This is a genomic window from Actinomyces bouchesdurhonensis (assembly GCF_900128465.1).
In the GTDB taxonomy this organism is placed as follows: domain Bacteria; phylum Actinomycetota; class Actinomycetes; order Actinomycetales; family Actinomycetaceae; genus Pauljensenia; species Pauljensenia bouchesdurhonensis.
Window position 1 is genome coordinate 1 of the sequence record NZ_LT635866.1, and the last position, 26,525, is coordinate 26,525.

Genomic DNA, 26,525 nt, shown 5'->3' on the forward strand with positions numbered 1-26,525 from the left:
CCGAGGCCCACCATCTGGCGGCGCTCGCCCAGCCACGCCGCGCCACCCGACGCAGGCAGCAGGGACGTCAGTGAGCAAGTAGACCCCGGGTGCTCGGCGGGCAGGCCCAACGCCCGAAAAACAAGGCGCGAGCAACCAAAGTCTTCATGCATGGGTCCAATGGTAGGAGCAGGGGCGGCGGCGCGCTAAAAGACGTGGGAGGATTAACGCATGACACAAGCCCCACGCGCCGACCTCACAAAGGTCCCCGAAGAGATTGCAACGATGTTCGACTCCGTCGCCACGCGTTACGACATGATGGACACGCTGATGACGGGCGGTTTGAACCATGTCTGGATGACCGCGCTGCGCAAGGCAGTCGCCCCCCACCCCGGCGAACGCATCCTCGACCTGGCAGCCGGCACGGGGGCGTCCGCGGCTGCGCTAGCCAAAGGGGGCGCCGAANGCGCGGCCACCAGGTCCAGCAGGTGAGCTGCCCCCAAACGCGCACGCACATCCGTCGCCAAGTGCACGACGTTGGGGAGAGACAGCAGGAACGGGCCCTGCGAGCGCACATCGGAACACAGAGACGTCAGAATCGACGACACGGATTCCGACGCCAGCGCGTGTTCGCGCAGGTCCTTCGCACTCGACGCCAAGGCCTGCCCCTCGCCCGGCTTGCAGGTGCCAGCCAGGACGCGCGACGACACGGTCCCGTGCGAAGCAGCAATCAGCATCTCCGGGGACGCCCCCACCAGCGAATCCACGCTAAAACGCCACGTCGACGGATACAGCTCGGTCAGGCGCTCCAACAGGAAACGCTCATCAAAGCCCCACGAGCACCGAATCGTCATGTCGCGCGCCATCACGGCCTTGTCGGCGGCGCCCTCGCGCAGGCGAGCCGCCATCGAGCGCACCGAATCACGCCACTGGGTCCGCGACATCGACCCCTGCCCAAACGTCAAGGACTCCGGCACACGGGGAGCGGGCCTCGCCTCGGCCAGGGCAGCATCAACCGCCGCNCCACCCCGAACTCGAATTCGTCCACGGTAACGCCATGGACCTCGACTTCGAAGACGGCTCCTTCGACGCGGTCACCATCTCCTGGGGCCTGCGCAACATCCCCGATCCCGCGCTCGCGCTGCGTGAAATGGCTCGCGTCGTGCGCCCCCGCGGGCGCCTCGTCATCCTAGAGTTCTCGACGCCGCCCTCGCGCGCGTTCCGCAGCCTGTACAACGTCTACCAGAAGACGGTCATGCCGACGATTGCGCGCCTGGCCTCCACGAACGACGGGGCCTACGACTACCTCGTCGAGTCGATCCGCCAGTGGCCCGCGCAGGAGGTAATCGCGCGCATGGTGGCCGCCAACGGCTGGAGTGAGGTCGAATACCGCAACCTGACCGGCGGCATCGCCTGCATGCACCGCGCCGTCAAGCCGCTCCCGTAACGATCGCGACGACGAGGCCGGGACCCCCTGCGTGGTGCCCCGGCCTTTGTCGTGTGCAGGTAAGGCGGGTTCTGCGAGTGCGCTCGCGAGAACGAGCCCCGGCGGACATTTACGACAGAGAAACGTTGCGCAAATGATGTGTGCGCGTGAGGATCGCGACGGCCTCCTCGCCCGACAATGCGCCGAAAAATGCCCCTACCCGGCGAGGTGAGGGTGACCTAGCTAGGCTGACGAGCGGATCGGGGTGACGTGCACACCTCATCCGCCTTGCACACTTGCGCGGATGCACCCGCGCGCCCACACAACGGAGGAATGCCGTGGCATCCACCATGCCCAGCGACATGAGCGCTGACGTCGTCGTCGTCGGCGCAGGCCCGGGCGGGTCCTCCACCGCCTATCACCTGGCCGCAGCCGGCCTCGACGTCATCCTCCTGGAGAAAAGCCCCTTCCCGCGCGAAAAAGTCTGCGGCGACGGACTCACCCCCGCAGCCGTGCACGAACTCATCGCGATGGGCGTGGACACCACCGGATGGATGCGCAACCGTGGCCTCACCGTCATCGGCGGCGGCCACACCGTCCACATGGACTGGCCCGACCAAAAATCCCTGCCCGGCTACGGCATGACACGAGCCCGCGTGGACCTCGACCACGCGCTCGCGCGCCGCGCCGTCGAAGCCGGAGCACGCCTCTACGAGGGCGTCACCGTCACCGGAGCAATCCAGGACGGCTCCGGCCNCCCCTACTCCAACCAGCCGATCACCGACCTGGCGATCACCCTGTTCCAGGAGCACTGGCTGAGCATGGAACTCGCCGGTGGCCTGCTGATCGTGGCTGCCGTCGGCGCGATGCTGCTCACCCACTCTGACCGCCTGCGCCCCAAAGCCGACCAAGCTGAGACGGCGCGCTCCAAGATGCGTGCCTTCGCCGACAAGGGTTCGCGCATCGGTCAGCTGCCCGCCCCCGGCGTCTACGCCCAGTCGAACGCGGCCGACGTGCCCGCCATCTCGGGTGAGACCCTCAGCGCCCTCGAAGAATCCGTGCCCCGCGTGCTGCGCGTGCGCGGCCTCGTCCGTACGATCGGTGAAGTCACCCCCGAGGTGTCCGAACAGCTCGCCATCGCGCGCAGCGAGGCTGACGCCGCCGAAGCATTCGAGGAATCGCCCTACACCATCGGGCGCACGCCCGACGTCCCCCGCTCCGGCTCCTTCGGGATGCCCGGCGCCGCCGCGCCCACCNGCGAGCCCCCGCGGCGACGAAGAATGGATGGAATCCCACCTCGAACTGTGGAGCGGCACCCCGGGCGCCTCCGACCTGCTTCCCGGCTACGGCTGGATCTTCCCCATGGGTAACGGCGTCGTCAACGTCGGCCTCGGCTCCGTCGCCTCGCGCGCCGGCGCCACCGACCTGCCCTACCGCGAGGTCTTCAAGACCTGGACCGCGAACCTCCCCAAGGAATGGGGCTTGACCCCCGACAACCAGATCGGCCAGCTTCGCTCCGCGGCCCTGCCCATGAGCTTCAACCGCAAGCCCCACTACACCCAGGGCCTCGTCCTCGTCGGCGACGCCGGTGGCATGGTCTCCCCCTACAACGGCGAAGGCATCGCCCCCGCCATGAAAGCCGGACGCTACGCCGCATCCTGCATCGCCCAGGCCCGCTCCCGCTCCCACCGCGCCGGCATCGACCGCGCCATGAGCGAATACCCCCACATGCTCCGCGACGAATACGGCGGCTACTACCAGCTGGGCCGCATCTTCGTCGCGCTCATCGAAAACCCGACGATCATGCGCGCCTGCACGAACGTCGGGCTGCCCATCCCGCGCCTCATGACACTCGTCCACAAGCTCCTATCGGACGGGTACGAGAGGAGCGGAGGCGACTTCGACGACCAACTCATCACCATGCTGACCAAGGTGGTGCGACCCGCATGACCACCACCACCCATAACCGGGAGGAACGATGACGAATCCCTACGTGCCGCTGCTCATCATGTCGGCAGCCGCCCTCGTCCTAGCCTTCGGAGGCCTGGTCGCCTCCGCGATCCTTGGCCCCACCAAGAAGTCCACAACCAAGGCCGACAACTACGAGTGCGGCATCCAGCCGACCAGCGCTCACCTCACCGAGGGCCGCTTCCCGGTGCGCTACTACCTGGTCGCCATAACATTTCTCCTCTTCGACATCGAAGTTGTGTTCATGTACCCGTGGGCCGTCAGTTTTAACCACCTGGGCCTATTCGGACTGGTCGTCATGATGAGCTTCCTGGTCACGCTCTGCGTCCCCTACGCCTACGAATGGCGACGCGGCGGCCTGGATTACTGAGATATAAGTAAGGAACAGACAAGTGGGACTTGAAGAATCCCTGCCTGCGGGCATCGCGCTCACCAGCGTCGAAAAGGTCCTCGGGCTCGCACGCAAGTACAGCCAGTGGCCCGTCACCATGGGTCTGGCGTGCTGCGCCATCGAAATGATGGCCGCCGGTACCCCCCGTTTCGACATGGCGCGCTTCGGCCTCGAAGTCTTCCGCGCTTCGCCGCGTCACTCCGACATGATGATCGTGTCCGGTCGTGTCTCGCACAAGATGGCTCCCATCATCCGACGCGTCTACGACTCAATGCCCGAACCCAAGTGGGTCATCTCCATGGGCGCGTGCGCGTCCTCCGGCGGCGTCTTCAACAACTACGCCGTCGTCCAGGGCTGCGACCACATCGTCCCCGTCGACGTTTACCTGCCCGGCTGCCCGCCCCGCCCCGAGGCCCTCATCCACGCTGTCCTCGTCCTGCGTGAGCAAATCGGCAAGGAACCCCTCGGCGTCCACCGCCGCGAGATCGCCCGAGCAGCCGAGAAAGCCGCCCTCGAAGCGACCCCCACCCACCAGATGAAGGGACTCCTCGCATGAGTGACGTGTCCATCCCCGAAGGTGACGCGCCCGCCGAAGCCACCCGGGCCTCGTCCCAGCGCGGCTTCGCCCTGCCCGAACCCATCGCCCACCGCGAGGGCCTCTTCGGCGCGGGCACCGACTCCTCAACCTCCGGTTTTGGCGGCCTCGTGACCGACTCCTTCCTGCCCGGCGAGGCCTCCCGCCCCTACGGCGGCTGGTTCGACCAGGTCGTCGACGTCCTCGAAGAGCTCATCGCCGCCGATGGCCTCAACGTCGCCGACGTCATCGAAAAGGTCACGATCGACCGCGGACAGCTCGCCATCTTCATCGCGCGTGAGCACATCAAACGCGTCGCCACCTACCTGCGCGACGACGCGGACCTGCGCTTCGAAATGTGCCTGGGCACCAACGGCGCCCACTACCCCCTCGACAAGGGCCGCGAGCTGCACGCCATCTACCCCCTGTACTCGATCACGCACAACCGCATGATCCGCCTCGAAGTCACGTGCCCCGACGAAGACCCCCGCATCCCCTCCATCGTTTCCGTCTACCCCGGAAACGACTGGCAAGAACGCGAAACCTGGGACCTCATCGGCATCGTCTTCACCGGGCACCCCTCGCTGACGCGCACCGCGCTGCCCGACGACTGGGTTGGGCACCCCCAGCGCAAGGACTACCCGCTGGGCGGCATCCCCGTCGAATTCAAGGGCGCCGTCAACGCTTCCGCTGACGTCCGTAGGAGTGTGAACTGATGACCACCGCCTTCCACGCGCCTGCTGGCCAGGCCGACCTGCCCATCGAAGACATCCCCGAAGTCCTCACCCAGGGCGGCGACTGGGACGACGTCCTGCACGAGATCGAGGCCATCACATCCGAACGTATCGTCGTCAACCTGGGTCCCGTCCACCCCTCGACCCACGGCGTCCTGCGTCTCATCCTCGAGCTCGACGGAGAAAAGGTCCGCGAGACCCGCGTCGACACCGGATACCTGCACACCGGCATCGAGAAGAACATGGAATACCGCACGTGGACCCAGGGCGTCGCCTACTGCACGCGCATGGACTACGTCGCCCCCTTCTTCCAGGAGACCGCCTACTGCCTCGGCGTCGAAAAGCTCCTCGGCATCGAAGAGGACGTACCCGAGCGCGCGACCCTCATTCGTGTCGTCATGATGGAGCTGTGTCGTATCGCCTCACACCTGGTCGCCATCGGCTCCACCGGCAACGAAATGGGCGCCACGACGATCATGACGATCGGCTTCCGCGCCCGTGAGGAAATCCTGCGCGTCTTCGAACGCATCACCGGCCTGCGCATGAACCACGAGTACATTCGCCCCGGCGGCGTCGTACAGGACATCGGCGAAGGGACGACAGACTACATCCGTGATCGCCTGCGCCGGGCCCGCAAGGACATCGGCGAGCTGCAGGACATCCTGGTCGAGAACCCGATCTTTAAGAAGCGCCTGTGTGACGTGGCCGTCATGCCGCTGAGCGCCCTCATGGCTCTGGGCCACACCGGCCCCGGCGTGCGCGCCGCCGGCCTGCCCCTGGACCTGCGCAAGAGCCAGCCGTACTGCGGCTACGAGAACTTCGAGTTCGACGTTCCCACACGCGACCACTCCGACGTCTACAACCGCACGATGGTTCGATTCGACGAGTGCTACCAGTCGATGCGCATCGTGTGGCAGGCCCTGGCCAAGCTCGACGAATGCGAGGGCGCGCCCACCATGGTTGCGGACCCGGAGATCGCATGGCCGGCGCGTCTGGCGGTCGCCACCGACGGCCAGGGCAACTGCGCCGAGCACGTGCGTGAAATCATGGGGGAGTCCATGGAATCCCTCATTCACCACTTCAAGCTCGTCACGGAGGGCTTCCACGTGCCCGCCGGCCAGGTCTATCAGACCGTCGAGCACGCGAAGGGCATCCTGGGCGTTCACCTCGTCTCCGACGGTGGCACCCGCCCGTTCCGCGCACACTTCCGCGACCCCTCCTTCGCTAACCTGCAATCACTGGCCATGATGACTGAGGGCGGCCAACTGGCCGACGTGGTTGTTTCCCTGGCCGCTATCGACCCCGTTCTCGGAGGCGTTGATCGATGAGCTATACACCCGACACACTGGCACGCCTGGAGGCGGATGCCGCCCAGATTATCGCCCGCTACCCGGACGGTCACGCGCGCTCGGCACTGCTGCCCATGTTGCACCTGGTCCAGTCCGTCGACGGCTACGTCAGCCCGGACGGCATCGACTTCATCGCCGCCACGCTGGACCTGCCCCGCGCAGAGATCAGCGCGGTCGCGACCTTCTACACGCAGTACAAGCGCCACCCCACCGGCGACTACCTGGTGGGCGTGTGCACGAACGCGCTGTGCGCCGTCATGGGCGGGGATGAGATCTGGGAAAAGGTCTCCGAGAAGGTCGGTGTCGGCAGCGACGAGACCAGCGAAGACGGCAGGATCACGCTCGAGCGCATCGAGTGCAACGCGGCGTGCGACTACGCGCCCGTCGTCATGGTCAACTGGGAATTCTTCGACAACCAGACCCCGTCCTCGGCGCTGGCCATGATTGATGACATCCAGGCTGGTCGCGATATTCACCCGACGCGCGGACCGATCGTGGCCCCCACGTTCAAGGAGAACGAGCGAGTCCTCGCTGGCTTCCTGGACGGCCACGAGGACGAGGGTCCCTCCGCTGGCCCCTCGACCCTGCTGGGCCGAAAGATCGCCGCGGCGAAGGGCTGGACCGAGCCGGTGGCTGACAAGGCCGCCGACCAGGCCCCCACGAAGGCCTCGAAGGCATCCACGAAGGCCACGAAGGCCCCCACGAAGGCCACGAAGGCATCCGCGAAGGCCTCGAATAAGAAGGGAGTGAAGGCGAAGTGAGCACCACATATGTTGCGCCTGGGCCGCTGACCCCGATCCTCACGAATGGGTGGGGAGAGGAACGTTCCTGGACGCTGGACTCCTACCGGGCGCGAGGAGGCTACCGGGGCCTCGAGAAGGCCCGTACGATGGAGCCCGCCGACATTATCGCGGCCGTGAAGGATTCGGGTCTACGAGGCCGTGGCGGCGCCGGTTTCCCCTCCGGCCTCAAGTGGTCCTTCCTGCCCCCCGCTGATGGTGGTCCCCGTTATCTCGTGGTGAACGCTGACGAGTCCGAGCCGGGCACCTGCAAGGACATCCCGCTCATCATGGGCAACCCGCATGTTCTCATTGAAGGTATCGCGATCACGTCGCGTGCGATTGGCTGCGACCACGCGTTCGTCTACTTGCGCGGCGAGGTTACGCACGTGTATCGCCGTTTGCTTCAGGCTGTGCGTGAGGCCAGTGAGGCTGGCGTGCTCGGCGACCTGCGTATCACCGCTCACGCGGGCGCCGGCGCCTACATCTGCGGTGAAGAGACGGCCCTGTTGGATTCCCTTGAGGGGCGTCGAGGCCACCCGCGTCTGAAGCCCCCGTTCCCCGCGGTTGCCGGCCTGTATGCCCGTCCCACGGTGGTTAACAACGTGGAGACTATCTCCCAGGTGGCGGGTATCTTCCGTAACTCGCCTGAGTGGTATGCGTCGATGGGCACTGAGAAGTCTAAGGGTCACGGCATTTTCTCTGTGTCGGGTCACGTGGAAAACCCAGGCCAGTTCGAGGCTCCCTTCGGTATCACGATGCGTGAGCTCATTGAGATGGCGGGCGGTATCCGTTCGGGCCACCAGCTGAAGTTCTGGACCCCCGGCGGTTCTTCTACCCCGATTTTCACCGAGGATGAGCTGGATACTCCCCTGGATTATGAGTCCGTGGGCGCAGCCGGGTCGATGTTGGGTACGCGTGCGCTGCAGGTGTTCGATGAGACGGTCTCGGTTGTGCGCGTCATCGCCCGCTGGTCGGAGTTTTATCAGCATGAGTCCTGCGGTAAGTGCACGCCCTGCCGTGAAGGCACCTATTGGATGAAGCAGATTATGCTGCGTCTCGAGCGGGGTGAGGGTCGCCCCGGCGACGTGGATCTGCTTGACGAGATCGCGCATAACATTGCGGGCCGTAGCTTCTGCCCGCTGGGTGATGCTGCAGCAACTCCGATTATGTCGGGCATCAAGTGCTTCCGCGACGAGTTCGAGGCCGGGCTGGCCACGCCCGCACGCGAGCTTTTCCCCTACGAGGCGTCCGCTAACTACGCGCGAGGAGGTGGCCGATGAGCGACGCGCCCAAGATGATCGACGTCACCATCGACGACGTTCAGGTTTCTGTCCCCCAGGGTACGCTCGTGATCCGCGCGGCCGAGCAGGCCGGCATCAGGATCCCGCGTTTTTGTGATCACCCGCTCCTGGCTCCGGTGGCCGCGTGTCGCCAGTGCCTGGTCGAGGTCGGCATGCCCGACCGCAACACGGGTCAGCTGCGTTTCATGCCCAAGCCTCAGCCCTCGTGTGCGCAGACGGTTACCCCGGGCATGGTCGTCAAGACCCAGCACACCTCCAAGGTGGCGGATCGCGCTCAGCGTGGCGTCATGGAGTTCCTGCTGATCAACCACCCGCTAGACTGCCCGGTTTGCGACAAGGGCGGCGAGTGTCCCTTGCAGAACCAGGCGATGAAGGAGGGACGCGGCAAGTCCCGCTTCACGGACGCTAAGCGCACTTTCAAGAAGCCGCTGCGTCTGACCTCCCAGATTCTGCTGGATCGCGAGCGCTGCATCCTGTGCCAGCGCTGCGTGCGTTTCGGCAAGGAAATTTCGGGCGACGTGTTCATGGACCTGCAGGGTCGTGGCGGTGGCACTGCCCCCACGGACGACCATTACTTCATGGGCGAGCAGGTCGGCGGATTCGACACGACCACCCTCGGCTTCTTCGACCCTGCTGCCAAGGAGGCGTCGACCTCGTCATTGTCGTCCCCGTTCGGCACGGACGCGATCGTCGGTTCGCTCAACGAGGGCGAGCTTTCCGTCGCCGAGCGTGACGTGTCGGGCCGCGCTTTCGCGTCCTATTTTTCGGGCAACATTATCCAGATTTGCCCGGTCGGTGCTCTGACTGCCGCGTCGTACCGCTTCCGCGCGCGCCCCTTCGACTTGGTTTCCACGGCCTCGGTCACGGAACACGATGCGTCCGGCTCCGCGATCCGTCAGGATATGCGTCGCGGTGAGGTGGTGCGTCGGATGAGTGGCAACGACCCGGAAGTGAACGAAGAGTGGATCACCGACAAGGACCGCTTCGCCTTCGAGTGGGACAAGGTTGATCGTTTGACGTACCCGCTCGTGCGCGTGGATGGCGAGTTGGTGCCCACCTCCTGGTCTGACGCGCTTGACCGCGTCCGTGAGGGCCTGGAGCAGGCCGGTTCGTCCGTGGGTTTCCTGCCCGGCGGCCGCCTCACCTTCGAGGACGCGTGGGCGTGGTCGAAGTTTGCGCGCATGGTCGTGGGTTCCGATTCGATTGACTTTCGTTCGCGCCCGTCTTCCGAGGAGGAGCGCTCGTTCCTGGCCTCGTTCGTGGCGGGGTCCGGCCTCGAGGTCACGTACGCGGACCTGGAGAGCGCGGGTCAGGTTTTGTTGGTCGCTCTCGAACCTGAGGACGAGTGCGGTGCCGTGTTCCTGCGCCTGCGCAAGGCGGCGCGCAAGTCGGGCGTCAAGGTCGCGACTGTCGCGCCCTTCACCTCCAACGGTTCGCGTAAGATGAGCGCGCGGGTTCTGCACGCCGCCCCCGGCGCTGAGCCGGGCGTCGTGGACTCCATTAAGGCGGGTGGCGCCTGCGCTGACCTGGCGCAGGCCCTGTCTGGCGGCGTCGTCCTCGTGGGCGAGCGCGCTGCGCAGACCCCCGGCTTGCTTTCAGCCGTCGTTGCTCTCGCGGAGCGTACGGGCGCCCGCCTCGCGTGGGTTCCTCGCCGCGCCGGTGATCGTGCCGCCGTCGAGGCCGGTCTCCTCCCGGGTTTGCTTCCCTTCGGCCGTACGATCGACGAGGCCGGGGCCGCCTCCCTGGGGTGGGGTGAGCTGCCTGAGCGCGGCTTGGATGCCGCGGCCATGATTGAGGCGGCTGCCTCCGGTGAGCTTGCGGCTCTCGTCGTCGGCGGCGTCGACGTGCGCGACTTTAGTGATCCGGCCCGCGTGCGCGCCGCGCTCGACGAGGTCCCCTTCCTGGTCTCCCTCGAGGTTCGTGCCTCTGAGGTCACTGAGCGCGCCGACGTTGTCCTTCCCGTGGCCCCCGCGGTCGAGAAGAACGGTACGTTCATCAACTGGGAGGGACGTCTGCGTCCCTTCGGCCAGGCCCGCTCCGCGACGTCCCTGACGGACCGCGACGTGCTCGTGCGCCTCACCGAGGAGTTCGATACTGACCTGGGGATCACCACCCTGGCCGACCTGTACGAGGAAGTCAACCCCCTCATGGAGTGGGACGCAGCACCGCAGGGCTTTACCCCGGTTCCGGCGCAGGTCCCCGTCACCGCCGGGAAAGGCGAGGTCGTTCTCGCTTCCCATAAGCCGATGATCGACGCCGGTCGCCTCCAGGATGGTGCCCCGTGGCTGGCCGGTTCGGCCCGCTGCCCGATCCTCCTGGCCTCGGCCGCGACGCTGGCCGCCGCGGGTATCGCNGGCGGTGTCGGCACCGTCGTAACCCTGCGTCCTTCGCAGGAGGTGGCACGATGACACTGACACCCTTTGCAGTTCCGGAATACACCGCCGCGGACTTCAGCGACGAAACATGGTGGCTCAGCCTCATCAAGGCCGTGTTCATCATCGTCTTCCTGATCGCCAACGTGCTGCTGGCCCTGTGGGTCGAGCGCAGAGGCCTGGGCCGCATGCAGACGCGTCCCGGCCCGAACGTGGCTGGTCCCCTCGGCCTGTTCCAGGCGTTCGCCGACGCCGGTAAGCTCCTCTTCAAGGAGGACATGTGGACCCGCCGAGCCGAGAGGTTCCTGTACTTCCTGGCTCCCGCGATCGCGGCTTTCGCGGCGTTCAGCGTCTACGCGGTCATCCCGATGGGTCCGAACGTGACGATCGGAAACATCTCGACGCCGCTGCAGCTGACCGACATGCCCGTCGCCTCCCTGTACATTCTGGCGATCGCCTCGCTGGGCCTGTACGGCATTGTTCTGGGTGGCTGGTCGACCCGCTCGACCCTGCCCCTGTACGGCGCCGTGCGTTCCTCCGCGCAGGTCATCTCCTATGAACTGGCCATGGGACTGTCCCTCGTGAGCGTGTTCCTCATGTCGGGTTCCATGTCCACCTCGCAGATTGTGGCTGCTCAGGGACAGTTCTGGTGGGCGTTCACCCTGTTCCCCGCGTTCGTCATCTACTGCATCAGCGCCACCGGCGAAGTTAACCGCCTGCCCTTCGACCTGCCCGAAGCCGAAGGCGAACTCGTCGCCGGCCACATGACCGAGTACTCGTCGATGAAGTTCGGCTGGTACTACCTGTCCGAATACGTCAACATGCTCAATGTCTCGGCCGTGGCCACCACGATGTTCCTCGGCGGCTGGCACGCCCCCTGGCCGTTCTCCCACGTCGAATTCCTCAACTCCGGCTGGTGGGGGATGCTGTGGTTCTTCCTGAAGATCTGGTTCTTCATGTTCCTGCTCATCTGGACGCGCGCCACGCTGCTGCGCTTCCGCTACGACCAGTTCATGAACCTGGGGTGGAAGCGCCTCATGCCCATCGCACTGGGCTGGCTCGTGCTCGTCGCCCTCGTGCGCGGCATCACCCAGTTCGTCCAGCTCTCCACGCCGGTCCTCTTCGGCAGCGTCGGCGGACTCTTCCTGATTGCCCTGGCGATCATCTGGCTCACCGACAAACCCGAACCAGAGCCGATCCCAGCGTCCGAACGCGAATACACCGGCTTCGAAGACGGCTTCCCCGTCCCACCGCTGCCAGGACAAACCCCCATCCCCAGCCCGCGCGCCACCGTCACCATTGACGGCGAACTGGCCACGGCCTCGGCAATTAAGAACCCGAAGGAGGCCACCGATGAGTGAGAAGACCACCGACGAGGAGATGCTCTTCGAGCACGACCCCAAGGGCGCTTTCGCCCAGTTCGTCGCGCCCATGGCCGGCTACGGAGTCACCCTGTCTTCCTTCTTCCGGCCCACCGTCACCGAGCAGTACCCGCGCGAACCCGCGCGCGTCATGCCCCGCTTCCACGGACGGCACCAGCTCAACCGCTACGACGACGGCCTCGAAAAGTGCGTCGGCTGTGAACTGTGCGCTTGGGCCTGCCCCGCCGACGCGATCTTCGTGGAGGCCGCATCCAACACGCCCGACGAGCAGTACTCCGCGGGTGAGCGTTACGGTCGCGTCTACCAGATCAACTACCTGCGATGCATCTTCTGCGGCATGTGCATCGAGGCGTGCCCAACGCGCGCTCTGACGATGACGAACGACTTCGAACTCGCCAAGTACACGCGCGCGGACGACATCTACCAGAAGGAAGACCTGCTGGTCCCGCTCGCAGACGGCATGCTTGCAGCACCCCACCCGATGGTCGAGGGTAAGAATGACATCGACTACTACCGTGGGGAGGTCACCGGCCCCACCGCCGCCCAGGTCGACTGGGTCGCGAGCCGTCGGCCCGACGACCCGTCCCTCGAGACGGTAAGAGTCGTGAAGGAGACACACTGATGAACCTGTCCAACGGTTGGCCCATGATGGGGTCAACGGGGGAGATCATCCTCTTCGCATGCACGGCCATCGTCATGGTTGCCTGCGCTCTGGGTGTCCTCTTCTGTAAGAAGGCCGCACACTCGGTCATCTGCATGGTCGGCGTCATGCTCGGCCTGGCCGTCCTGTACATCGCCAATAGCGCCCCCTTCCTGGGTGTCGCGCAGATCGTCGTGTACACCGGCGCGATCCTGATGCTCTTCCTCTTTGTCATCATGCTGATCGGCATCGGCACCTCCGACGACTACGCCCGCCAGAGCCGCGGCGCGATCGTCGCGTCGGTGCTCGGCGGCCTCGGCATAATCGTGATCATGACGACCGCGATCCTGAAGTCCATGCCCGCCGCCTACGCGCCCAGAGAGGCCGACCCCTACTCCAACCAGCCGATCACCGACCTGGCGATCACCCTGTTCCAGGAGCACTGGCTGAGCATGGAACTCGCCGGTGGCCTGCTGATCGTGGCTGCCGTCGGCGCGATGCTGCTCACCCACTCTGACCGCCTGCGCCCCAAAGCCGACCAAGCTGAGACGGCGCGCTCCAAGATGCGTGCCTTCGCCGACAAGGGTTCGCGCATCGGTCAGCTGCCCGCCCCCGGCGTCTACGCCCAGTCGAACGCGGCCGACGTGCCCGCCATCTCGGGTGAGACCCTCAGCGCCCTCGAAGAATCCGTGCCCCGCGTGCTGCGCGTGCGCGGCCTCGTCCGTACGATCGGTGAAGTCACCCCCGAGGTGTCCGAACAGCTCGCCATCGCGCGCAGCGAGGCTGACGCCGCCGAAGCATTCGAGGAATCGCCCTACACCATCGGGCGCACGCCCGACGTCCCCCGCTCCGGCTCCTTCGGGATGCCCGGCGCCGCCGCGCCCACCGGACTAGCCCAGCCGCGGGCCCGAAAAGCGCGCACCACCACCCCCACTGAGAAGAAGGAGGAGAGCAAATGAGTCTCGCCTGGTACCTCATCCTCGCGGGTGTGCTGTTCGCCATCGGAGCGACCACGGTCCTCGTGCGCCGCAGCGCGGTTATCGCGCTCATGGGTGTCGAAATGATGCTCAACGCCGCGAACCTCGTCCTCGTGACGTTCTCGCGCATCAACTCGAACGTCGACGGAGAGATCATGGCGTTCTTCGTCATGGTCGTGGCGGCCGCTGAAGTTGTCGTCGGCCTGTCGATCATCGTGTCCATCTACCGTTCCCGCTCGACCACGAGCGTGGACGACATGAACCTGCTGAAGAACTGAAGGAGGACGTAACTCATGACCACCTTCATGTCCGCGCAGGCTCCCAGCGCCGCCCAGACGGTCGACGTCACCGGAGCCGCCTCCTACGCGTGGCTCCTCATCCTCATCCCACTCGTCAGCGCAGGACTGCTTCTGCTGGCGGGACGCTCAGCCGACAAGTGGGGCCACCTGCTGGCGACCCTCGCATCCTGGTCGACCTTCGTCATCGGTGCGACCATCGCCGCCCAAATGTTGGGTTCCCCCGAAGACGCGCGTCGCTACGCGCAAACCCTCTTCACGTGGATCCCCGCCGGTGATTTCACTGTGAACTTCGGCCTGCTCGTCGATCCGCTGTCCATCACCTTCGTCCTCCTCGTCACCTTCGTCGGCTCGCTCATCCACGTGTACGCGATCGCCTACATGGAGCACGACGAGGCCCGCCGACGTTTCTTCGCCTACCTGAACTTCTTCATCGCTGCGATGCTCACGCTGGTGCTGGCCGACTCTTACGTCGGCCTCTTCGCCGGGTGGGAAGGCGTAGGCCTGGCCTCGTACCTGCTCATCGGCTTCTGGAACCACGTGCCCGCCAACGCGGTGGCCGCCAAGAAGGCGTTCGTCATGAACCGCGTCGGCGATATGGGCATGCTCATCGCCATGATGGCCATGGTCGCCTCCTTCCATTCCGTGTCCTTCGCGGACGTTTCAGCCCAGGCCTCGACGATTCCCGTCGCCTCCGCCACGTTCATCGGCTTCTTCCTGCTCGTGGCTGCCTGCGGTAAGTCCGCTCAGTTCCCACTGCAAGCATGGTTGGGCGACGCCATGGCGGGTCCCACCCCCGTGTCCGCCCTCATTCACGCGGCCACGATGGTCACCGCAGGCGTCTACCTGATCGTCCGCTCAGGCGCCATCTTCGTCGCCGCGCCCGTGGCCTCCACCGCTGTCGCCATTGTCGGTGCGATCACCCTCCTCTTCGGAGCGATCGTCGGCTGTGCGAAGGACGACATGAAGAAGGTCCTCGCAGCCTCAACCATGAGCCAGATCGGCTACATGATGCTCGGCGCGGGCCTGGGTCCCATCGGCTGGGCCTTCGCGATCTTCCACCTCTTCACGCACGGCTTCTTCAAGGCCCTCATGTTCCTCGGTGCTGGTTCCGTCATGCACGGCATGGGCGACCAGGTCAACATGCGCCGCTTTGGGGCCCTGCGCGGTGCCATGAAAGTCACGTGGCTGACCTTCATGATGGGCTGGCTCGCGATCCTCGGCGTCCCGCCCTTCGCCGGTTACTGGTCGAAGGACAAGATCATCGAGGCCGCGTTCAGCGCCCACACCTTCGCCACCACAGAAGCCACCTGGATCGGTTGGGTCTACGGAACCGTCGCGCTGGTTGGCGCCGGCGTGACAGCGTTCTACATGTCCCGCCTCTTCTTCATGACGTTCCACGGCAAGGCCCGCTGGACCACCGAAGCTGAGGGCGCGCCCGTGCACCCGCACGAGTCCGGTCCCCTCATGACGATCCCCATGATCATCCTCGCGATCGGCGCGGTTGTCCTGGGCGGTGCCCTGTCCGTGGGCGACGCGTTCGTCACCTGGCTGGCCCCCTCTATCGGCCAGCTCGAACACGGACACCCCGTCATGAACGAGTACGTTATCCAGGGAGCCACGCTCGCCCTCGTCATCGTCGGCGCGCTCATCGCGTGGATGAAGTACGGGCGCGACGAAGTCCCCACCTCCGTCCCCGCAGGTAACGCCCTGACCGAGGCCGCTCGCCGCGACCTCTACCAGGACACCGTCAACGAAACCCTGTTCATGATGCCCGCCAAAGGCCTCGTCACCGTCGCAACCGTCGGCGATGCGAGTGCCATCGATGGAGCACTGAACGGCCTCGGAGGCGGCTCGCAACTGCTCGGACGCCTCGTCGGTGTCACCCAGAACGGCCTCGTACGCACGTACGCCGCCTACATCCTGGGAGGCGTCATCCTCGCCCTGGCCATCGTCCTCGGATTCAGGCTCTAAGGGGTTTACGACAATGGAAAGTGCAATGGTTGCTGCTAACTTCCCGTGGCTGACCGTCCTCGTGGCCATCCCGGCCGCGGGCGCGGCCCTCCTCGGCTTCGTCCCGCNCCGCCACCGCGTTCAACTGGTCGGCCCCGGCCTCGTACCAGCTCTACGAGTCCCGCACGTGGATCCCGCAGATCGGCGTGACCTGGTCCGTGGCCGTTACGTCTCTCGGCCTCGTCATGATTCTCCTGGCTCTCGTCCTCGTCCCGATCGTTCTGGTCGCAGGCTGGAACGAGAACGAGGACCGAGGAGCACAGCCCGCCCTGGTCCTGTCACTCCAGGCCTTCATGGTCCTCATCTTCGCGGCCTTCGACCTGGCGGTCTTCTACATCGCGTTCGAAGCGATGCTGGTCCCGCTCTACCTGATGATCGGACGCTACGGCCTCGGCGAGGCGTCAGCGCGCCACAAGGCCGCGATGAAGTTCCTGCTTTACTCGCTCTTCGGCGGCCTCGTCATGCTTGGTGGCATCATCTACATTTGGGCGCGCCTGGCCGCCACCCAGGCGGACACGACGGCCTTCTTCCGCATGGACACCCTCGCAGGTATCCTGCCGACCCAGTCCATGCCCGCGCAGATGGTCATCTTCGTGACCTTCATGGTCGCCTTCGCGATCAAGGCCCCGATGGTTCCCGTTCACACGTGGCTGCCTGATGCGGCCGCCGTTGCTCGCCCCGGCACGTCCGTGCTGTTGGTCGGCGTCCTGGACAAGATCGGCACCTTCGGCATGATCACGATGTGCTTGCAGCTCACCCCCGGCGCCTCCGCGTCCGCCAAGTGGGTCATGTGCGTCCTCGCCGTCATCTCGATCCTGTGGGGCGGCCTGTCAGCCAACGGACAAAACGACATCATGCGCCTCGTGTCCTACACCTCCGTGTCGCACTTCGGGTTCATGGTGCTGGGCATCTTCATCGGCTCGCAGATCGCCCTGGTTGGCGCCATGTTCTACATGGTCGCTCACGGCGTCTCCATCGCCGCGATGTTCCTCCTGTCCGGCTGGCTCTCGCGTCGCGGCGGCACACAGGATATGCGCGAGTACGTCGGCATGCAGAAAGTTACGCCGGTCCTCGCCGGCCTGTGGCTCATCTCTGGGCTTGCTTCCATCGCGCTGCCAGGCCTGTCCGGCTTCGTCCCCGAGTACCTCGTGCTCATGGGCACATGGACGGTCAACGGCCCGCTGGCGCTCTTCGCGGTCCTCGGCGTCGTCATCGCCGCCCTCTACATCCTCATGCCCTACCAGCGTGTCTTCACGGGCGCGCCCGGCAAAGGCAAGGAGGACCTGGCGGACCTTGGGGCGCGCGAACGCGGCGTCATGGCACCGCTCGTGGCCGCGATGCTCATCCTTGGTATCTGGTCGGCGCCCCTCGTGAGCGCCCTGACCCCGGTTGCTTCAGACCTCGACCTGGCCACTTCGCAGGTCGGCGCCACCTCTGAAGGGAGCGCACAGTGAACGTCCTACCCATGGCTAACTTCCAGGCCCCCGAGGTTCACTGGTTGAGCCTCGCGCCTATCCTCCTCGTGCTGGGTGGTGCCGTCTTCGGCATTCTCGTTGAGGCCTTCGCCCCAGCCAAGGCGCGCCGCCCCATCGTCATCGCTCTGTCGGTCCTAGCGACCGCTGGCGCCGCCGTCATACTTGCTTTGCGTTGGGCACCTGTCCTCGCTTCCCCGGCCTCGCTGGGGGAGTACATCGAGGACCCGCTTTCGGTTGGCGCTCAGTCCATCCTCGTGATCATCGGGTTCCTGGCCGTCCTGGTCATGGCGGACCGTACCAGCGTCGGCGACGGCGCGTTTGCGGGCCAGCCCTCCGACCGCCCTGAATCGGCGGCTGAGGAACTCACGGAACGCGCAAACTACCAGCGTTCTGAAATGTTCCCGCTCACCCTCTTCTCGCTGGGCGGCATGATGATCTTCCCAGCAGCCGATAACTTCGTGACCCTGTTCGTGGCGCTCGAAGTTATGTCGCTGCCTCTGTACACCATGGCCGCGACGGCACGCTACCGTCGACAGTTGTCGTACGAGTCTGCGCTCAAATACTTCGTGCTCGGCGCATTCTCCTCCGCTTTCATGCTCATGGGTATCGCGTTCCTTTTCGGGTTCGGCAACACGTTGCAGATGTCCGCGCTGGGCGCGGCTATCTCCGCTCACACGAACATGGACTGGATGGTCCTGGTTGGCGTGTTCTGCGTGATGGTGGGCTTGCTGTTTAAGGTGGGTGCCGCGCCCTTCCATGCGTGGACTCCGGACGTCTACACGGGCGCCCCGACCCCGGTGACGGGTTTCATGGCCGCAGCCGTGAAGATCGCTGCCTTCGCCGCGATGGCGCGCTTCTATCAGGCCGTTGCCGCCTACCTGCAGTGGGACTTCCTGTACGTCTTCGCGGCGGTCGCCGTGCTGACGATCATTGTCGGTACCTTCGCGGGCCTTGTGCAAGACGACGTCAAGCGGATGCTGGCCTTCTCGTCCATCGCTCATGCGGGCTTCATCCTGATGGGTATCCTCGCGATCCAGAAGGGCGGCACGGGCCATGTGTTGTTCTACACGTTGGGTTACGGCCTGGCCACGGTCGGAGCATTCGGTGTGGTTGCGCTCGTGCGCGGTCGCGATTCCGAGGGCAACGTCCTGGGTGAGGCGACGAGCATGCGTAAGTGGGCGGGTATTGGCCGCACGAACCCGTGGATCGCGGGTTCGATGCTGGTCTTCCTCCTTTCCTTCGCGGGTATCCCGCTGACCGGTGGATTCATCGGGAAGTTCGTGATTTTCTCCGATGCGATCAAGGGTGGCATCGGCTGGCTCGCGGTCGTTGGCCTCGTTGCTTCGGCGATTACCGCGTTCTACTATTTCCGCCTGGTGCGCGTCATGTTCTTCACCGAGCCTGGTGAGGATTCTGTCGTGGTTCGCTCTGAAGGTCTGTCCGCTTTGGCGATCGTGGTGTGTGCCGTCGGAACCGTTGCGCTTGGCGTGTTCCCTGGCCCCGTGTTGAGCCTGCTTGAAAAGATCGTCATACTGATCCCGTGAGTGCTCAAACACCCGATCTTCATGTTCCCGACCTCGAGGCCCGTATCACGCCGGGGCTCGAGGTCGTCGAGCGTCGTTTGCTCGAGGCGGTGTCCTCGTCTCGTGACCTCATTGACGAGATGACGCGTCATCTGGCGGTGGCGGGCGGCAAGCGGATGCGTCCGCTGCTGACCCTCGTGTGTGCGCAGTTGGGTGATCCCGAGCGCGCACTCGGCGATAAGGTCATCGCGGCCGCGACGGCTGTCGAGCTGACGCACCTGGCGTCGCTGTATCACGACGATGTCATGGATTCTGCTCCGACGCGTCGAGGGGTGCCCTCCGCCCAGCACCTTTGGGGTAATAATCGCGCGATCCTGGCGGGCGACATTCTGTTCGCTCGTGCGTCGCTGCTTATCGCCTCCCTGGGTCCTGACATGGTCGCTAGCCATGCGCGTACCTTTGAACGGCTGTGCGAGGGGCAGCTCAATGAGACGTTCGGGCCGACCGACGGGGTGGATCGTGTGGACTTCTACCTGCAGGTTTTGGCCGACAAAACGGGTTCGCTTGTGTCAGCCGCCGCGTCTTTCGGCGCGCTGCTGGCGGGCGCTGGGTCGCTCGTTAGTGATGTCTTGGCCGAGTTCGGGGAAAAGGTGGGGGTCGCCTTTCAGATCGCTGACGACGTGCTGGATCTTGCTTCGTCGGGTGAGCAGTCCGGTAAGACGCCCGGCACTGACTTGCGTGAAGGCGTGGATACGCTGCCGGTTTTGCTGCTGCGTCGCCGGGAAGCCGCCGGCACGATCGACCAGGCGGGGGAGCGCATTCTGCGGGATCTGAGCGGAGATCTGTCGTCCGATGAGGCTCTCGCGTCCGTCGTGGAGCAGTTGCGCTGCCATGACGTGCTTGGAGAGACGCGCGAGCTTGCGCGCACGTGGGCGGATGACGCGGTTGCAACGCTCGCGCCGCTGCCGAAGGGCGAGCCGAAGAAGGCGCTGGAGGCCTTCGCGCATCTCATGGTGGATCGCTTGGCTTGATTTTTTCACGAGGCCGGGGATCGGTCGTGCTGTTGCGCGCGGCTGGCCCCGGCCTCGTCGTATGTGTGCCCCGCGTCCGGGCTCGTTGTATGTGTGCCCCGCGTCCGGGCTCGTTGTATGTGTGCCCTGCGCCCGGGCTTGATGCCGCGCAGCGCCGCGANTTCTGTTCGGGTGCAGCGCGACGTAACGGGTGCAGCGCGACGTAACGGGTGCAGCGCCACGTAAAGGGTGCAGCGCCACGTAACGGGTGCAATGCCCCTTAGCGGGTGTGTCAAATCCCGGGTTTTGTGGAGGCTTGTTGAGGCCGCTTCCTTTCGTGTTGTTGTGTGTTGATTTTCTGCTTGTTGTGGTGTGATGCCGCCCAGGGAGAGGGGGCGGCGGGTGTTGTACCAGTGGACCCAGGCGGCGGTTTCGCGTTCGCATGTCTCTCGACCTGTCCCGGTCGTGGCCGGATCATGTATGGGGCATCGTCGTGGTTCCCCAACAATGTTGCATGCAATTTCCCTGTTAACCTTTTATGTATTGAAATAGTGTCGTTGCAATTCCAACGTTTCTGGGTGATGAGAAGAGTTCGGTCAACCGAATTGCATGCGACTTTTGGGAGGGCGGCGCAGAGGTTGCCTCTGAACCGAACATGCCAAGGCCTCGTCCGTGGGGGATCCGCCGCGCCCCGGCCTCGTCCGTGGGGGATCCGCCGCGCCCCGGCCTCGTCCGTGGGGGATCCGCCGCGCCCCGGCCTCGTCCGTGGGGGAGCCGCCCAGGCCTCGTCCCGCGCGACGGCCGAGGCTGTGTTTGGTGTCTCAGCTTAGGATGCCCTTGGCCTTGGGGCGCTAAACTTGGTGCCCAGGTGCGCGCATTCGCGCGCGGTCACGAAGAAGGAGAACTCGCTTGGCACCGCTCAACGTTGCCGTCATCGGCGCCGGTCCCGCTGGCATCTACGCGTCGGACATCCTCTCGAAGTCTGGGCTCGAGGTGAACATCGACCTGTTTGAGCGGCTTCCCGCCCCGTACGGACTGGTGCGCTACGGAGTGGCCCCCGACCATCCGCGCATCAAGCAGATCATTGTGGCCCTGTACAAGATTCTTCAGCGCGGTGACATCCGCCTGCTCGGTAATGTTGAGGTGGGCCGTGATGTGACGATCGATGACCTGCGCGACCACTACGACGCGATCATTATTGCGACCGGCGCGGACCGTGATCACCCGCTTGACATTCCTGGCGTGGACCTGCCCGAGTCGTACGGTGCCGCGGACTTTGTGTCCTGGTATGACGGCAACCCGGATTACCCGCGCACGTGGCCGTTGAAGGCTCGCGAGGTCGCGGTCTTGGGTGTTGGTAACGTGGCTTTGGACGTCTCGCGCGTCCTCGCCAAGCACGCTGAGGACATGCTCAAGACCGAGGTGCCGGCTAATGTCGCCGAGGCCCTGGCCGACAATCCGATCACGGACGTGCACGTGTTCGGCCGCCGCGGTCCGGCGCAGGTGAAGTTCACGCCGCTGGAGCTGCGCGAGCTGGGCAAGGTGCCGGACGTGGACGTCATCGTCTCGGAGGAGGATTTCGACTTCGACGAGGGCTCTGAGGAGGCGCTGCGCGCGTCGAACCAGCAGCGCCAGGTGGTTAAGACGCTGACGAACTACGCGATGGCCGATCCTGAGGAGCACACGGCGTCGCGTCGCATCCATATTCACTTGTTCCAGGCGCCCGTGGAGATCGTCGCCGACGAGCGCGGTCACGTGAAGGCGCTACGTACCGAGCGCACGGCTCTGAACGGCGACGGCACGGTGTCGGGCACGGGCGTGATCACGACGTGGCCCGTGCAGGCCGTGTACCGCGCGGTGGGCTACTATTCGTCGCCGATCCCGGGCCTGCCCTTCGACACTCGCGCCGGCGTAGTCCCTAACGTTGAGGGGCGCGTCATTGAGGGTGACACCACGAAGGATGAGTCTGCCCCTGTTATTCCTGGCGTGTATGCGACCGGCTGGATCAAGCGTGGCCCTGTTGGCCTCATTGGCTCGACGAAGTCCGACGCGCAGCAGACGATCACGCACCTCGTCGAGGATGCGTCTGAGGGGCGCCTGCATGCGAAGACTGCCGAGGTGGGGCACGATGCGATGGTGGCGCTCTTGGAGTCCCGCGGCGTCGAGTTCACCACCTGGGAGGGCTGGGAGCTCCTCGACGCCTACGAGCAGGCCTTGGGTGAGGGTTACGGTGAGCTGCCCGGTGGTCGCGGCAAGCGCGAGCGCATCAAGGTCGTGTCCCGTCGCGCGATGACCGACATTTCGCGTGGCGCGCAGGTGGACGCCGCCTCCGCCGACCTGATCGGCGAGATGGGCGAGATGGGCGTGCCCACCGCCCCCGAACGTTTCGACGACTACACGGGTCCGGGACGACGCAACTGAGGTCGTTTCGTTTCCTGACGAGGCCGTGGCCGGTTACTCCGGTTGCGGCCTCGTTTGTGTGGGGGAGGTGAAGGCGGCGGCTGTTAATGTGGCTTCGTCCGCGCGGTGGAGTTGCCGGTGTCCGAGGGGGAACGGTACTGCTGGTAGTGTGCCCAGGTTTCGTCCGCGTCCTTGTGTTTGTCTGAAAGATTCCCACTCGTGTTGCGGCTGGCTTTCAGGGCCTTCCCAGGTAACCCCTTTAGGCTCTCGATCATGGTGCATCGCAACTATCACAATGGACTGAAGACGACGCTCCTGCTGGGCGGCATGTGGGCGTTGCTCGTGTGCATTGGGGCACTCGTCGCGCAGGGCACTGGGCATGCAATATGGATCCTGGTGTTCGCCGGTATCGGCCTGGCACAGACCGCGTTCTCCTACTGGAATTCCGCTTCCATTGCGCTGCGTTCCATGAACGCCTACCCGGTCAGCGAGTTTGAGCGCCCTGAACTCTACGCCATTGTGCGCGAACTGTCGCAGCGCGCGGGACAGCCTATGCCCCTCATTTGGGTTGCACCTACGATGACGCCGAACGCGTTCGCGACCGGCCGCAATCCGGGCAATGCGGCCGTGTGCTGTACGGAGGGTATCCTCGAAATCTTGAACGAGCGTGAGCTGCGTGGGGTCCTCGGGCACGAACTCATGCACGTGTATAACCGTGACATTCTCACCTCTTCCGTGGCAGCGGCGATGGGCGGGGTCGTGACGTCGGTCGCGCAGTTCCTGATGTTTTTTGGGGGCGGTCGCCGCGATGATGAGGACGGGGGAGTGGGCGTCCTTGGCCTGCTCGCGATGAGTATCCTCGCGCCGATCGCGTCGATGCTTATTCAGTTGTCGCTCTCGCGCACCCGCGAGTTTGACGCTGATGAGGACGGGGCGATGCTCACACAGGATCCGTTGGCGCTCGCTTCGGCGTTGCGCAAATTGGAGATGATGACGGATCGGCGTCCGATGGCCGACACTCCTCGCACTCGCACGGTCGCCGCGATGATGATCGCGAATCCTTTCAGAGGGCGTTCTTTTGCTCGCTTGTTTTCCACCCACCCGCCGATGGAGCAGCGCATCGCTCGCCTGGAGGAGATCGCGGGGTACTGAGGCCACTGGTCGCGCGTCGACCTGTCTGTCTGGCCGTCCGTTGGTGTTATGTGCTCACGTGTTGAGCCATGTACCGTAAGGAGTTATTAAGCGATGACGCGCGCCTACAATGGTTTCTTTGAGCCGGCGAAGCGTTTGCAACGATCGTTTCCGGCAGTGTTTCCGCGCCTGCGAGCCAAAAGTCCTAGCGTCATCAACGCGTCGCGTCGTAGGGGGCTATGAGGGCGCTCTTCGACTGCCACCTGCCGGGACCTCTGTGAGATCGGCTTGGTGATCCAGTGGAGTTGGTAACAAAACGGTAGGGGGGTGACTAGGGGCAGGATCATCTCATCGCCCCGCCCCGCGTCTGCTTAACGCGTCCGCCCCGTGCCTTCCCCTGTGACGCTTGTCCCGTCGCCCCGCGTCCGCTTACCGTAATGTGGCTCAAAGGCGGCCTGTCTGACACGTGCGGGAGGCGATTAGCGGTAGTTCACAAACTGGAGTGCGACATCTAGTTCCTCGCCCTTGGGTCCTTTCAGAAGGGCAATGACGGCCTGCAGGTCGTCGCGAGACTTGGAAGAAACGCGAAGTTCGTCACCCTGAATCTGGGCTTTGACTCCCTTGGGTCCCTCCTCACGGATCAGCTTGGAAATTTTCTTTGCGGTGTCCTGGGGGATGCCTTCCTTCAGTGGGCAGACCAGCTTGAAGAGCTTGCCGGAGGCCTTGGGTTCGCGGTCCTTGTAGTCGAGGACTTTCAGTGATAGGCCGCGGCGGATGAGCTTGGACTGCAGGACGTCGAGGATTGCCATGACGCGGGAAGCTGAGTTTGCTTCCATCGCGATCGTGTCGCCGCTGAGGGTGATGGCGGCGTCGACGCCGCGGAAGTCGTAGCGGTTGGCGATCTCCTTGGCGGTCTGGTTGACGGCGTTATCGACTTCTTGGCGGTCGAGTTTGGAGACGACGTCGAAGGAGGAGTCTGCCATGAGGGGCACCTTTCGTTGGTATTCCGCCGATCTGTGTTTCGATTGGCGTTCGAGTCTATTTTAATGCTATTCTTTCACGGCACCGCGAGAGCGGCGCATGGCAGGTTACCAAAGCGGCCAAATGGACCTGACTGTAAATCAGATGCTTCGTGCTTCGGGGGTTCGAATCCCTCACCTGCCACCACTCACTGGTTCCAGTGAGAAACGCCTGTGAGGTCATTCTCAGGTTCTGGGATTGCTTCGGCACCCGGGCATGAGATACGCTTTGCGGCGTTGCCCCGATAGCTCAGTAGGCAGAGCGTCTCCATGGTAAGGAGAAGGTCAAGGGTTCGATTCCCTTTCGGGGCTCCGGTTGCGGATGTATCCGCTTCCGGCGGCGGGGTAGCTCAGCTGGTCAGAGCGCACGACTCATAATCGTGAGGTCGCGGGTTCGAGCCCCGCCCCCGCTACCAATTCTTTGATCCGACAGGTCGCATGAGCGACGAAACTAAGCGAGGGAAACAACCGTGGCAAGCAAGTCTCAGGACGTTCGCCCCAAGATCACTCTGGCCTGCTCGGAGTGCAAGGAGCGCAACTACATCACCAAGAAGAACCGTCGTAACACGCCGGATCGTCTCGAGCTGGCGAAGTATTGCCCGCGCTGCCATAAGTCGACGGCGCATCGCGAGACCCGCTGACGGTTTCTAAGCGAGAACCCCGAGGAATGTGTTTCCTCGGGGTTTTCTGTCTGTCTGTTGAGGCCTTCACGCGTGGTGTGGGTGCTCGTGTATGCTGGACAAATGAGTGAGAGGTATGACACACCTGTTCGGGTGGGTGTTCGCCAGATCGTCGCACCGATCGGCGCGGGCGAGGCGCGCATCCCAGCCCTGGTGAGGCTACCCGATGCGAGCATCCTGCTCTTCTATGATGAGCGCCCCGCCCCGGCCTCGGGCACGGGATCTGACTTCAACGGGCTGACCATGGCCTCGGACCTGCCGAACCCGAACCGGATCCGCTGGATGGAGTGCGACGCGCGCGGTGAGTGGTCGGACCCGCGTTCTTTGCCGGAGGGTGCGCCTCCCGTGTCTTCGGACGCGTGCGTCGGCGTTGATGCCGACGGTGTCATGCACCTGGCGTTTGCGTCGAGCGAGGGTGCAGTCGGCTACATGGATTCGCGTGCGCACGGTGAGCGGCTGCGGGCTTGGTGGGCGTGGGGGAGTGGGCCTGAGGACCTGACCTACGCTGACGTGACCGATGCGCTGTATGAGTGCACGGGTGCGGACGCCTTGTTTGCGACTTCTGGCGGCGCCGCGAGCGTCGACGGCGACGTCGCCATGCCCTACGTGGTGCGTGTGGGGGAGCGAACCTGCGTGCGGGTCGTCTATGCGCGGGGTGGGTGTATTGTGCGCCTTGCTGACTGCCTTGTGGGGCCGGAGGGTATCCTCCTGGATGAGACGTCGGTGACGGTGTGGGGTGGCCGCGTCGTCGCGAACTGTCGTCTGCAGGGCTTCGAGGGGCGTGGTTCGGGTGCGCGCTATCTGGCGTGGGGTGATGGTCAGTGCTGGGAGGGTGGGTGCTTGTGGGAGTTGGACGACCCGGGGTGTAATGCGTGTCAGATCGGTGATGTCTTTGTGCATCCCGGTGGGCGAGGCGCCCGGGCGTTGGGCCAGATCGTGCGAGTGAGTCCGCCGTGACGGGGGCCGGTGNTTCGGATGCTCTCATTGGTGGGGGCGAGGCCGTGGTGGTCTTCGAGCGTGGGCGCGGTCTGTGGGAGGTTTCGTGTTTCCCGGAGCAATGGGAAATGGCGGTCCCGGCGCCGGGCTGAACTTGAACTGTGCGC

19 protein-coding genes, 3 tRNA genes and 7 pseudogenes are annotated in these 26,525 nt (G+C 64.8%); 26 read left to right on the forward strand and 3 right to left on the reverse strand.

Translation table 11 applies throughout. The features are described 5' to 3' along the window. Window positions 1-210: 210 nt before the first annotated feature. Window positions 211-453: pseudogene (locus BQ7477_RS12740) on the forward strand (class I SAM-dependent methyltransferase); the annotation flags it as partial. Here the strand turns inward: BQ7477_RS12740 and BQ7477_RS02400 are convergent. After that, window positions 447-1,001 (reverse strand): annotated as a pseudogene (locus tag BQ7477_RS02400) (chorismate-binding protein); the annotation flags it as partial. The pseudogenes BQ7477_RS12740 and BQ7477_RS02400 overlap by 7 nt on opposite strands. A gap of 2 nt (window positions 1,002-1,003) precedes the next feature. Here BQ7477_RS02400 and BQ7477_RS02405 point away from each other — a divergent pair. The 18 genes and pseudogenes from BQ7477_RS02405 to BQ7477_RS02500 all read left to right on the forward strand — a co-directional run. Further along, window positions 1,004-1,426 (forward strand): annotated as a pseudogene (locus BQ7477_RS02405) (ubiquinone/menaquinone biosynthesis methyltransferase); the annotation flags it as partial. A gap of 317 nt (window positions 1,427-1,743) precedes the next feature. Further along, the gene (locus BQ7477_RS12255; protein ID WP_234968651.1) at window positions 1,744-2,775 is read left to right on the forward strand and encodes an FAD-dependent oxidoreductase; all 1,032 of its coding nucleotides are present in this window, start codon (window positions 1,744-1,746) and stop codon (window positions 2,773-2,775) included. Beyond that, window positions 2,666-3,355, forward strand: a pseudogene (locus tag BQ7477_RS02425) (geranylgeranyl reductase family protein); the annotation flags it as partial. The gene BQ7477_RS12255 and the pseudogene BQ7477_RS02425, both read left to right, overlap by 110 nt. Before the next feature lie 28 nt (window positions 3,356-3,383). Then, window positions 3,384-3,743, forward strand: a complete 360-nt coding sequence (ndhC, locus tag BQ7477_RS02430) for an NADH-quinone oxidoreductase subunit A (RefSeq protein ID WP_073982685.1) — start codon at window positions 3,384-3,386, stop codon at window positions 3,741-3,743. 22 nt (window positions 3,744-3,765) lie between these two features. Continuing rightward, window positions 3,766-4,320 carry an NADH-quinone oxidoreductase subunit B gene (locus tag BQ7477_RS02435; RefSeq protein WP_073982686.1) on the forward strand — a complete coding sequence of 185 codons (555 nt, stop codon included), beginning with the start codon at window positions 3,766-3,768 and terminating at the stop codon, window positions 4,318-4,320. Continuing rightward, window positions 4,317-5,054 (forward strand): NADH-quinone oxidoreductase subunit C, encoded by a 738-nt coding sequence (locus BQ7477_RS02440; RefSeq protein WP_073982687.1) that lies wholly within the window; start codon window positions 4,317-4,319, stop codon window positions 5,052-5,054. Before BQ7477_RS02435 ends, BQ7477_RS02440 begins: the two co-directional genes overlap by 4 nt. Further along, entirely contained in the window at window positions 5,054-6,400 is a 1,347-nt protein-coding gene (locus BQ7477_RS02445) for an NADH-quinone oxidoreductase subunit D (RefSeq protein WP_073982688.1), read from the forward strand. Before BQ7477_RS02440 ends, BQ7477_RS02445 begins: the two co-directional genes overlap by 1 nt. Then, window positions 6,397-7,182 (forward strand): NADH-quinone oxidoreductase subunit NuoE, encoded by a 786-nt coding sequence (nuoE, locus tag BQ7477_RS02450; protein WP_073982689.1) that lies wholly within the window; start codon window positions 6,397-6,399, stop codon window positions 7,180-7,182. Before BQ7477_RS02445 ends, nuoE begins: the two co-directional genes overlap by 4 nt. Further along, entirely contained in the window at window positions 7,179-8,483 is a 1,305-nt protein-coding gene (gene nuoF, locus BQ7477_RS02455; RefSeq protein ID WP_073982690.1) for an NADH-quinone oxidoreductase subunit NuoF, read from the forward strand. The genes nuoE and nuoF overlap by 4 nt, the downstream gene beginning before the upstream one ends. After that, a complete protein-coding gene (locus BQ7477_RS02460; RefSeq protein WP_073982691.1) occupies window positions 8,480-10,912 on the forward strand; it encodes an NADH-quinone oxidoreductase subunit G in 2,433 nt (810 codons plus the stop codon). The genes nuoF and BQ7477_RS02460 overlap by 4 nt, the downstream gene beginning before the upstream one ends. After that, entirely contained in the window at window positions 10,909-12,237 is a 1,329-nt protein-coding gene (gene nuoH / locus BQ7477_RS02465) for an NADH-quinone oxidoreductase subunit NuoH (RefSeq protein ID WP_073982692.1), read from the forward strand. The genes BQ7477_RS02460 and nuoH overlap by 4 nt, the downstream gene beginning before the upstream one ends. After that, entirely contained in the window at window positions 12,230-12,880 is a 651-nt protein-coding gene (gene nuoI, locus BQ7477_RS02470; RefSeq protein ID WP_073982693.1) for an NADH-quinone oxidoreductase subunit NuoI, read from the forward strand. Before nuoH ends, nuoI begins: the two co-directional genes overlap by 8 nt. Continuing rightward, window positions 12,880-13,857, forward strand: a complete 978-nt coding sequence (locus tag BQ7477_RS02475; RefSeq protein WP_073982694.1) for an NADH-quinone oxidoreductase subunit J — start codon at window positions 12,880-12,882, stop codon at window positions 13,855-13,857. The genes nuoI and BQ7477_RS02475 overlap by 1 nt, the downstream gene beginning before the upstream one ends. After that, window positions 13,854-14,153, forward strand: a complete 300-nt coding sequence (gene nuoK / locus BQ7477_RS02480; protein WP_073982695.1) for an NADH-quinone oxidoreductase subunit NuoK — start codon at window positions 13,854-13,856, stop codon at window positions 14,151-14,153. The genes BQ7477_RS02475 and nuoK overlap by 4 nt, the downstream gene beginning before the upstream one ends. Before the next feature lie 15 nt (window positions 14,154-14,168). Next, window positions 14,169-16,145 (forward strand): NADH-quinone oxidoreductase subunit L, encoded by a 1,977-nt coding sequence (nuoL, locus tag BQ7477_RS02485; RefSeq protein ID WP_073982696.1) that lies wholly within the window; start codon window positions 14,169-14,171, stop codon window positions 16,143-16,145. Between the two features lie 25 nt (window positions 16,146-16,170). Next, window positions 16,171-17,638: pseudogene (locus BQ7477_RS02490) on the forward strand (complex I subunit 4 family protein). An 11-nt stretch (window positions 17,639-17,649) separates the two neighbouring features. Further along, window positions 17,650-19,203 (forward strand): NADH-quinone oxidoreductase subunit NuoN, encoded by a 1,554-nt coding sequence (gene nuoN, locus BQ7477_RS02495; protein ID WP_073982987.1) that lies wholly within the window; start codon window positions 17,650-17,652, stop codon window positions 19,201-19,203. Continuing rightward, on the forward strand, window positions 19,200-20,213 hold the full coding sequence (locus tag BQ7477_RS02500; RefSeq protein WP_073982697.1) for a polyprenyl synthetase family protein: 1,014 nt from the start codon (window positions 19,200-19,202) through the stop codon (window positions 20,211-20,213). Before nuoN ends, BQ7477_RS02500 begins: the two co-directional genes overlap by 4 nt. 296 nt (window positions 20,214-20,509) lie before the next feature. Here the strand turns inward: BQ7477_RS02500 and BQ7477_RS12965 are convergent. Then, window positions 20,510-20,650, reverse strand: a pseudogene (locus BQ7477_RS12965) (IS3 family transposase); the annotation flags it as partial. Between the two features lie 451 nt (window positions 20,651-21,101). Between BQ7477_RS12965 and BQ7477_RS02505 the strand changes: the two are divergent. Both BQ7477_RS02505 and htpX read left to right on the forward strand, forming a co-directional pair. Then, window positions 21,102-22,613 (forward strand): FAD-dependent oxidoreductase, encoded by a 1,512-nt coding sequence (locus BQ7477_RS02505; protein ID WP_073982698.1) that lies wholly within the window; start codon window positions 21,102-21,104, stop codon window positions 22,611-22,613. Between the two features lie 252 nt (window positions 22,614-22,865). Next, window positions 22,866-23,744, forward strand: a complete 879-nt coding sequence (htpX, locus tag BQ7477_RS02510) for a zinc metalloprotease HtpX (protein ID WP_073982699.1) — start codon at window positions 22,866-22,868, stop codon at window positions 23,742-23,744. Window positions 23,745-24,202: 458 nt separating this feature from the next. Here the strand turns inward: htpX and BQ7477_RS02515 are convergent, their stop codons facing one another. Further along, complete coding sequence (locus BQ7477_RS02515) at window positions 24,203-24,706, reverse strand: YajQ family cyclic di-GMP-binding protein (RefSeq protein ID WP_073982700.1); 504 nt, start codon at window positions 24,704-24,706, stop codon at window positions 24,203-24,205. 99 nt (window positions 24,707-24,805) lie between these two features. On the opposite strand from BQ7477_RS02515, the gene BQ7477_RS02520 reads away from it, so the two are divergent. The 5 genes and pseudogenes from BQ7477_RS02520 to BQ7477_RS02540 all read left to right on the forward strand — a co-directional run bounded on the left by BQ7477_RS02520 (window position 24,806) and on the right by BQ7477_RS02540 (window position 26,510). After that, window positions 24,806-24,890, forward strand: a tRNA-Tyr gene (locus BQ7477_RS02520). 91 nt (window positions 24,891-24,981) lie between these two features. Then, a tRNA-Thr gene (locus tag BQ7477_RS02525) sits at window positions 24,982-25,054 on the forward strand. Between the two features lie 27 nt (window positions 25,055-25,081). Then, a tRNA-Met gene (locus BQ7477_RS02530) sits at window positions 25,082-25,158 on the forward strand. Between the two features lie 54 nt (window positions 25,159-25,212). Next, window positions 25,213-25,383: a 50S ribosomal protein L33 gene (gene rpmG / locus BQ7477_RS02535; RefSeq protein WP_003792256.1), complete on the forward strand. Its 171-nt coding sequence runs from the start codon at window positions 25,213-25,215 to the stop codon at window positions 25,381-25,383. Window positions 25,384-25,485: 102 nt separating this feature from the next. Beyond that, a pseudogene (locus BQ7477_RS02540) lies at window positions 25,486-26,510 on the forward strand (sialidase family protein). Window positions 26,511-26,525: the final 15 nt, after the last annotated feature.

Coding starts and splice junctions, on each gene's coding strand:
- ndhC (WP_073982685.1), top strand. CDS start 3,384: ATGACGAATCCCTACGTGCCGCTGCTCATCATGTCGGCAGCCGCCCTC.
- BQ7477_RS02440 (WP_073982687.1), top strand. CDS start 4,317: ATGAGTGACGTGTCCATCCCCGAAGGTGACGCGCCCGCCGAAGCCACC.
- BQ7477_RS02445 (WP_073982688.1), top strand. CDS start 5,054: ATGACCACCGCCTTCCACGCGCCTGCTGGCCAGGCCGACCTGCCCATC.
- nuoE (WP_073982689.1), top strand. CDS start 6,397: ATGAGCTATACACCCGACACACTGGCACGCCTGGAGGCGGATGCCGCC.
- nuoH (WP_073982692.1), top strand. CDS start 10,909: ATGACACTGACACCCTTTGCAGTTCCGGAATACACCGCCGCGGACTTC.
- nuoI (WP_073982693.1), top strand. CDS start 12,230: ATGAGTGAGAAGACCACCGACGAGGAGATGCTCTTCGAGCACGACCCC.
- BQ7477_RS02475 (WP_073982694.1), top strand. CDS start 12,880: ATGAACCTGTCCAACGGTTGGCCCATGATGGGGTCAACGGGGGAGATC.
- nuoK (WP_073982695.1), top strand. CDS start 13,854: ATGAGTCTCGCCTGGTACCTCATCCTCGCGGGTGTGCTGTTCGCCATC.
- nuoL (WP_073982696.1), top strand. CDS start 14,169: ATGACCACCTTCATGTCCGCGCAGGCTCCCAGCGCCGCCCAGACGGTC.
- nuoN (WP_073982987.1), top strand. CDS start 17,650: ATGGCTAACTTCCAGGCCCCCGAGGTTCACTGGTTGAGCCTCGCGCCT.
- htpX (WP_073982699.1), top strand. CDS start 22,866: ATGGTGCATCGCAACTATCACAATGGACTGAAGACGACGCTCCTGCTG.
- BQ7477_RS02515 (WP_073982700.1), bottom strand. CDS start 24,706: ATGGCAGACTCCTCCTTCGACGTCGTCTCCAAACTCGACCGCCAAGAA.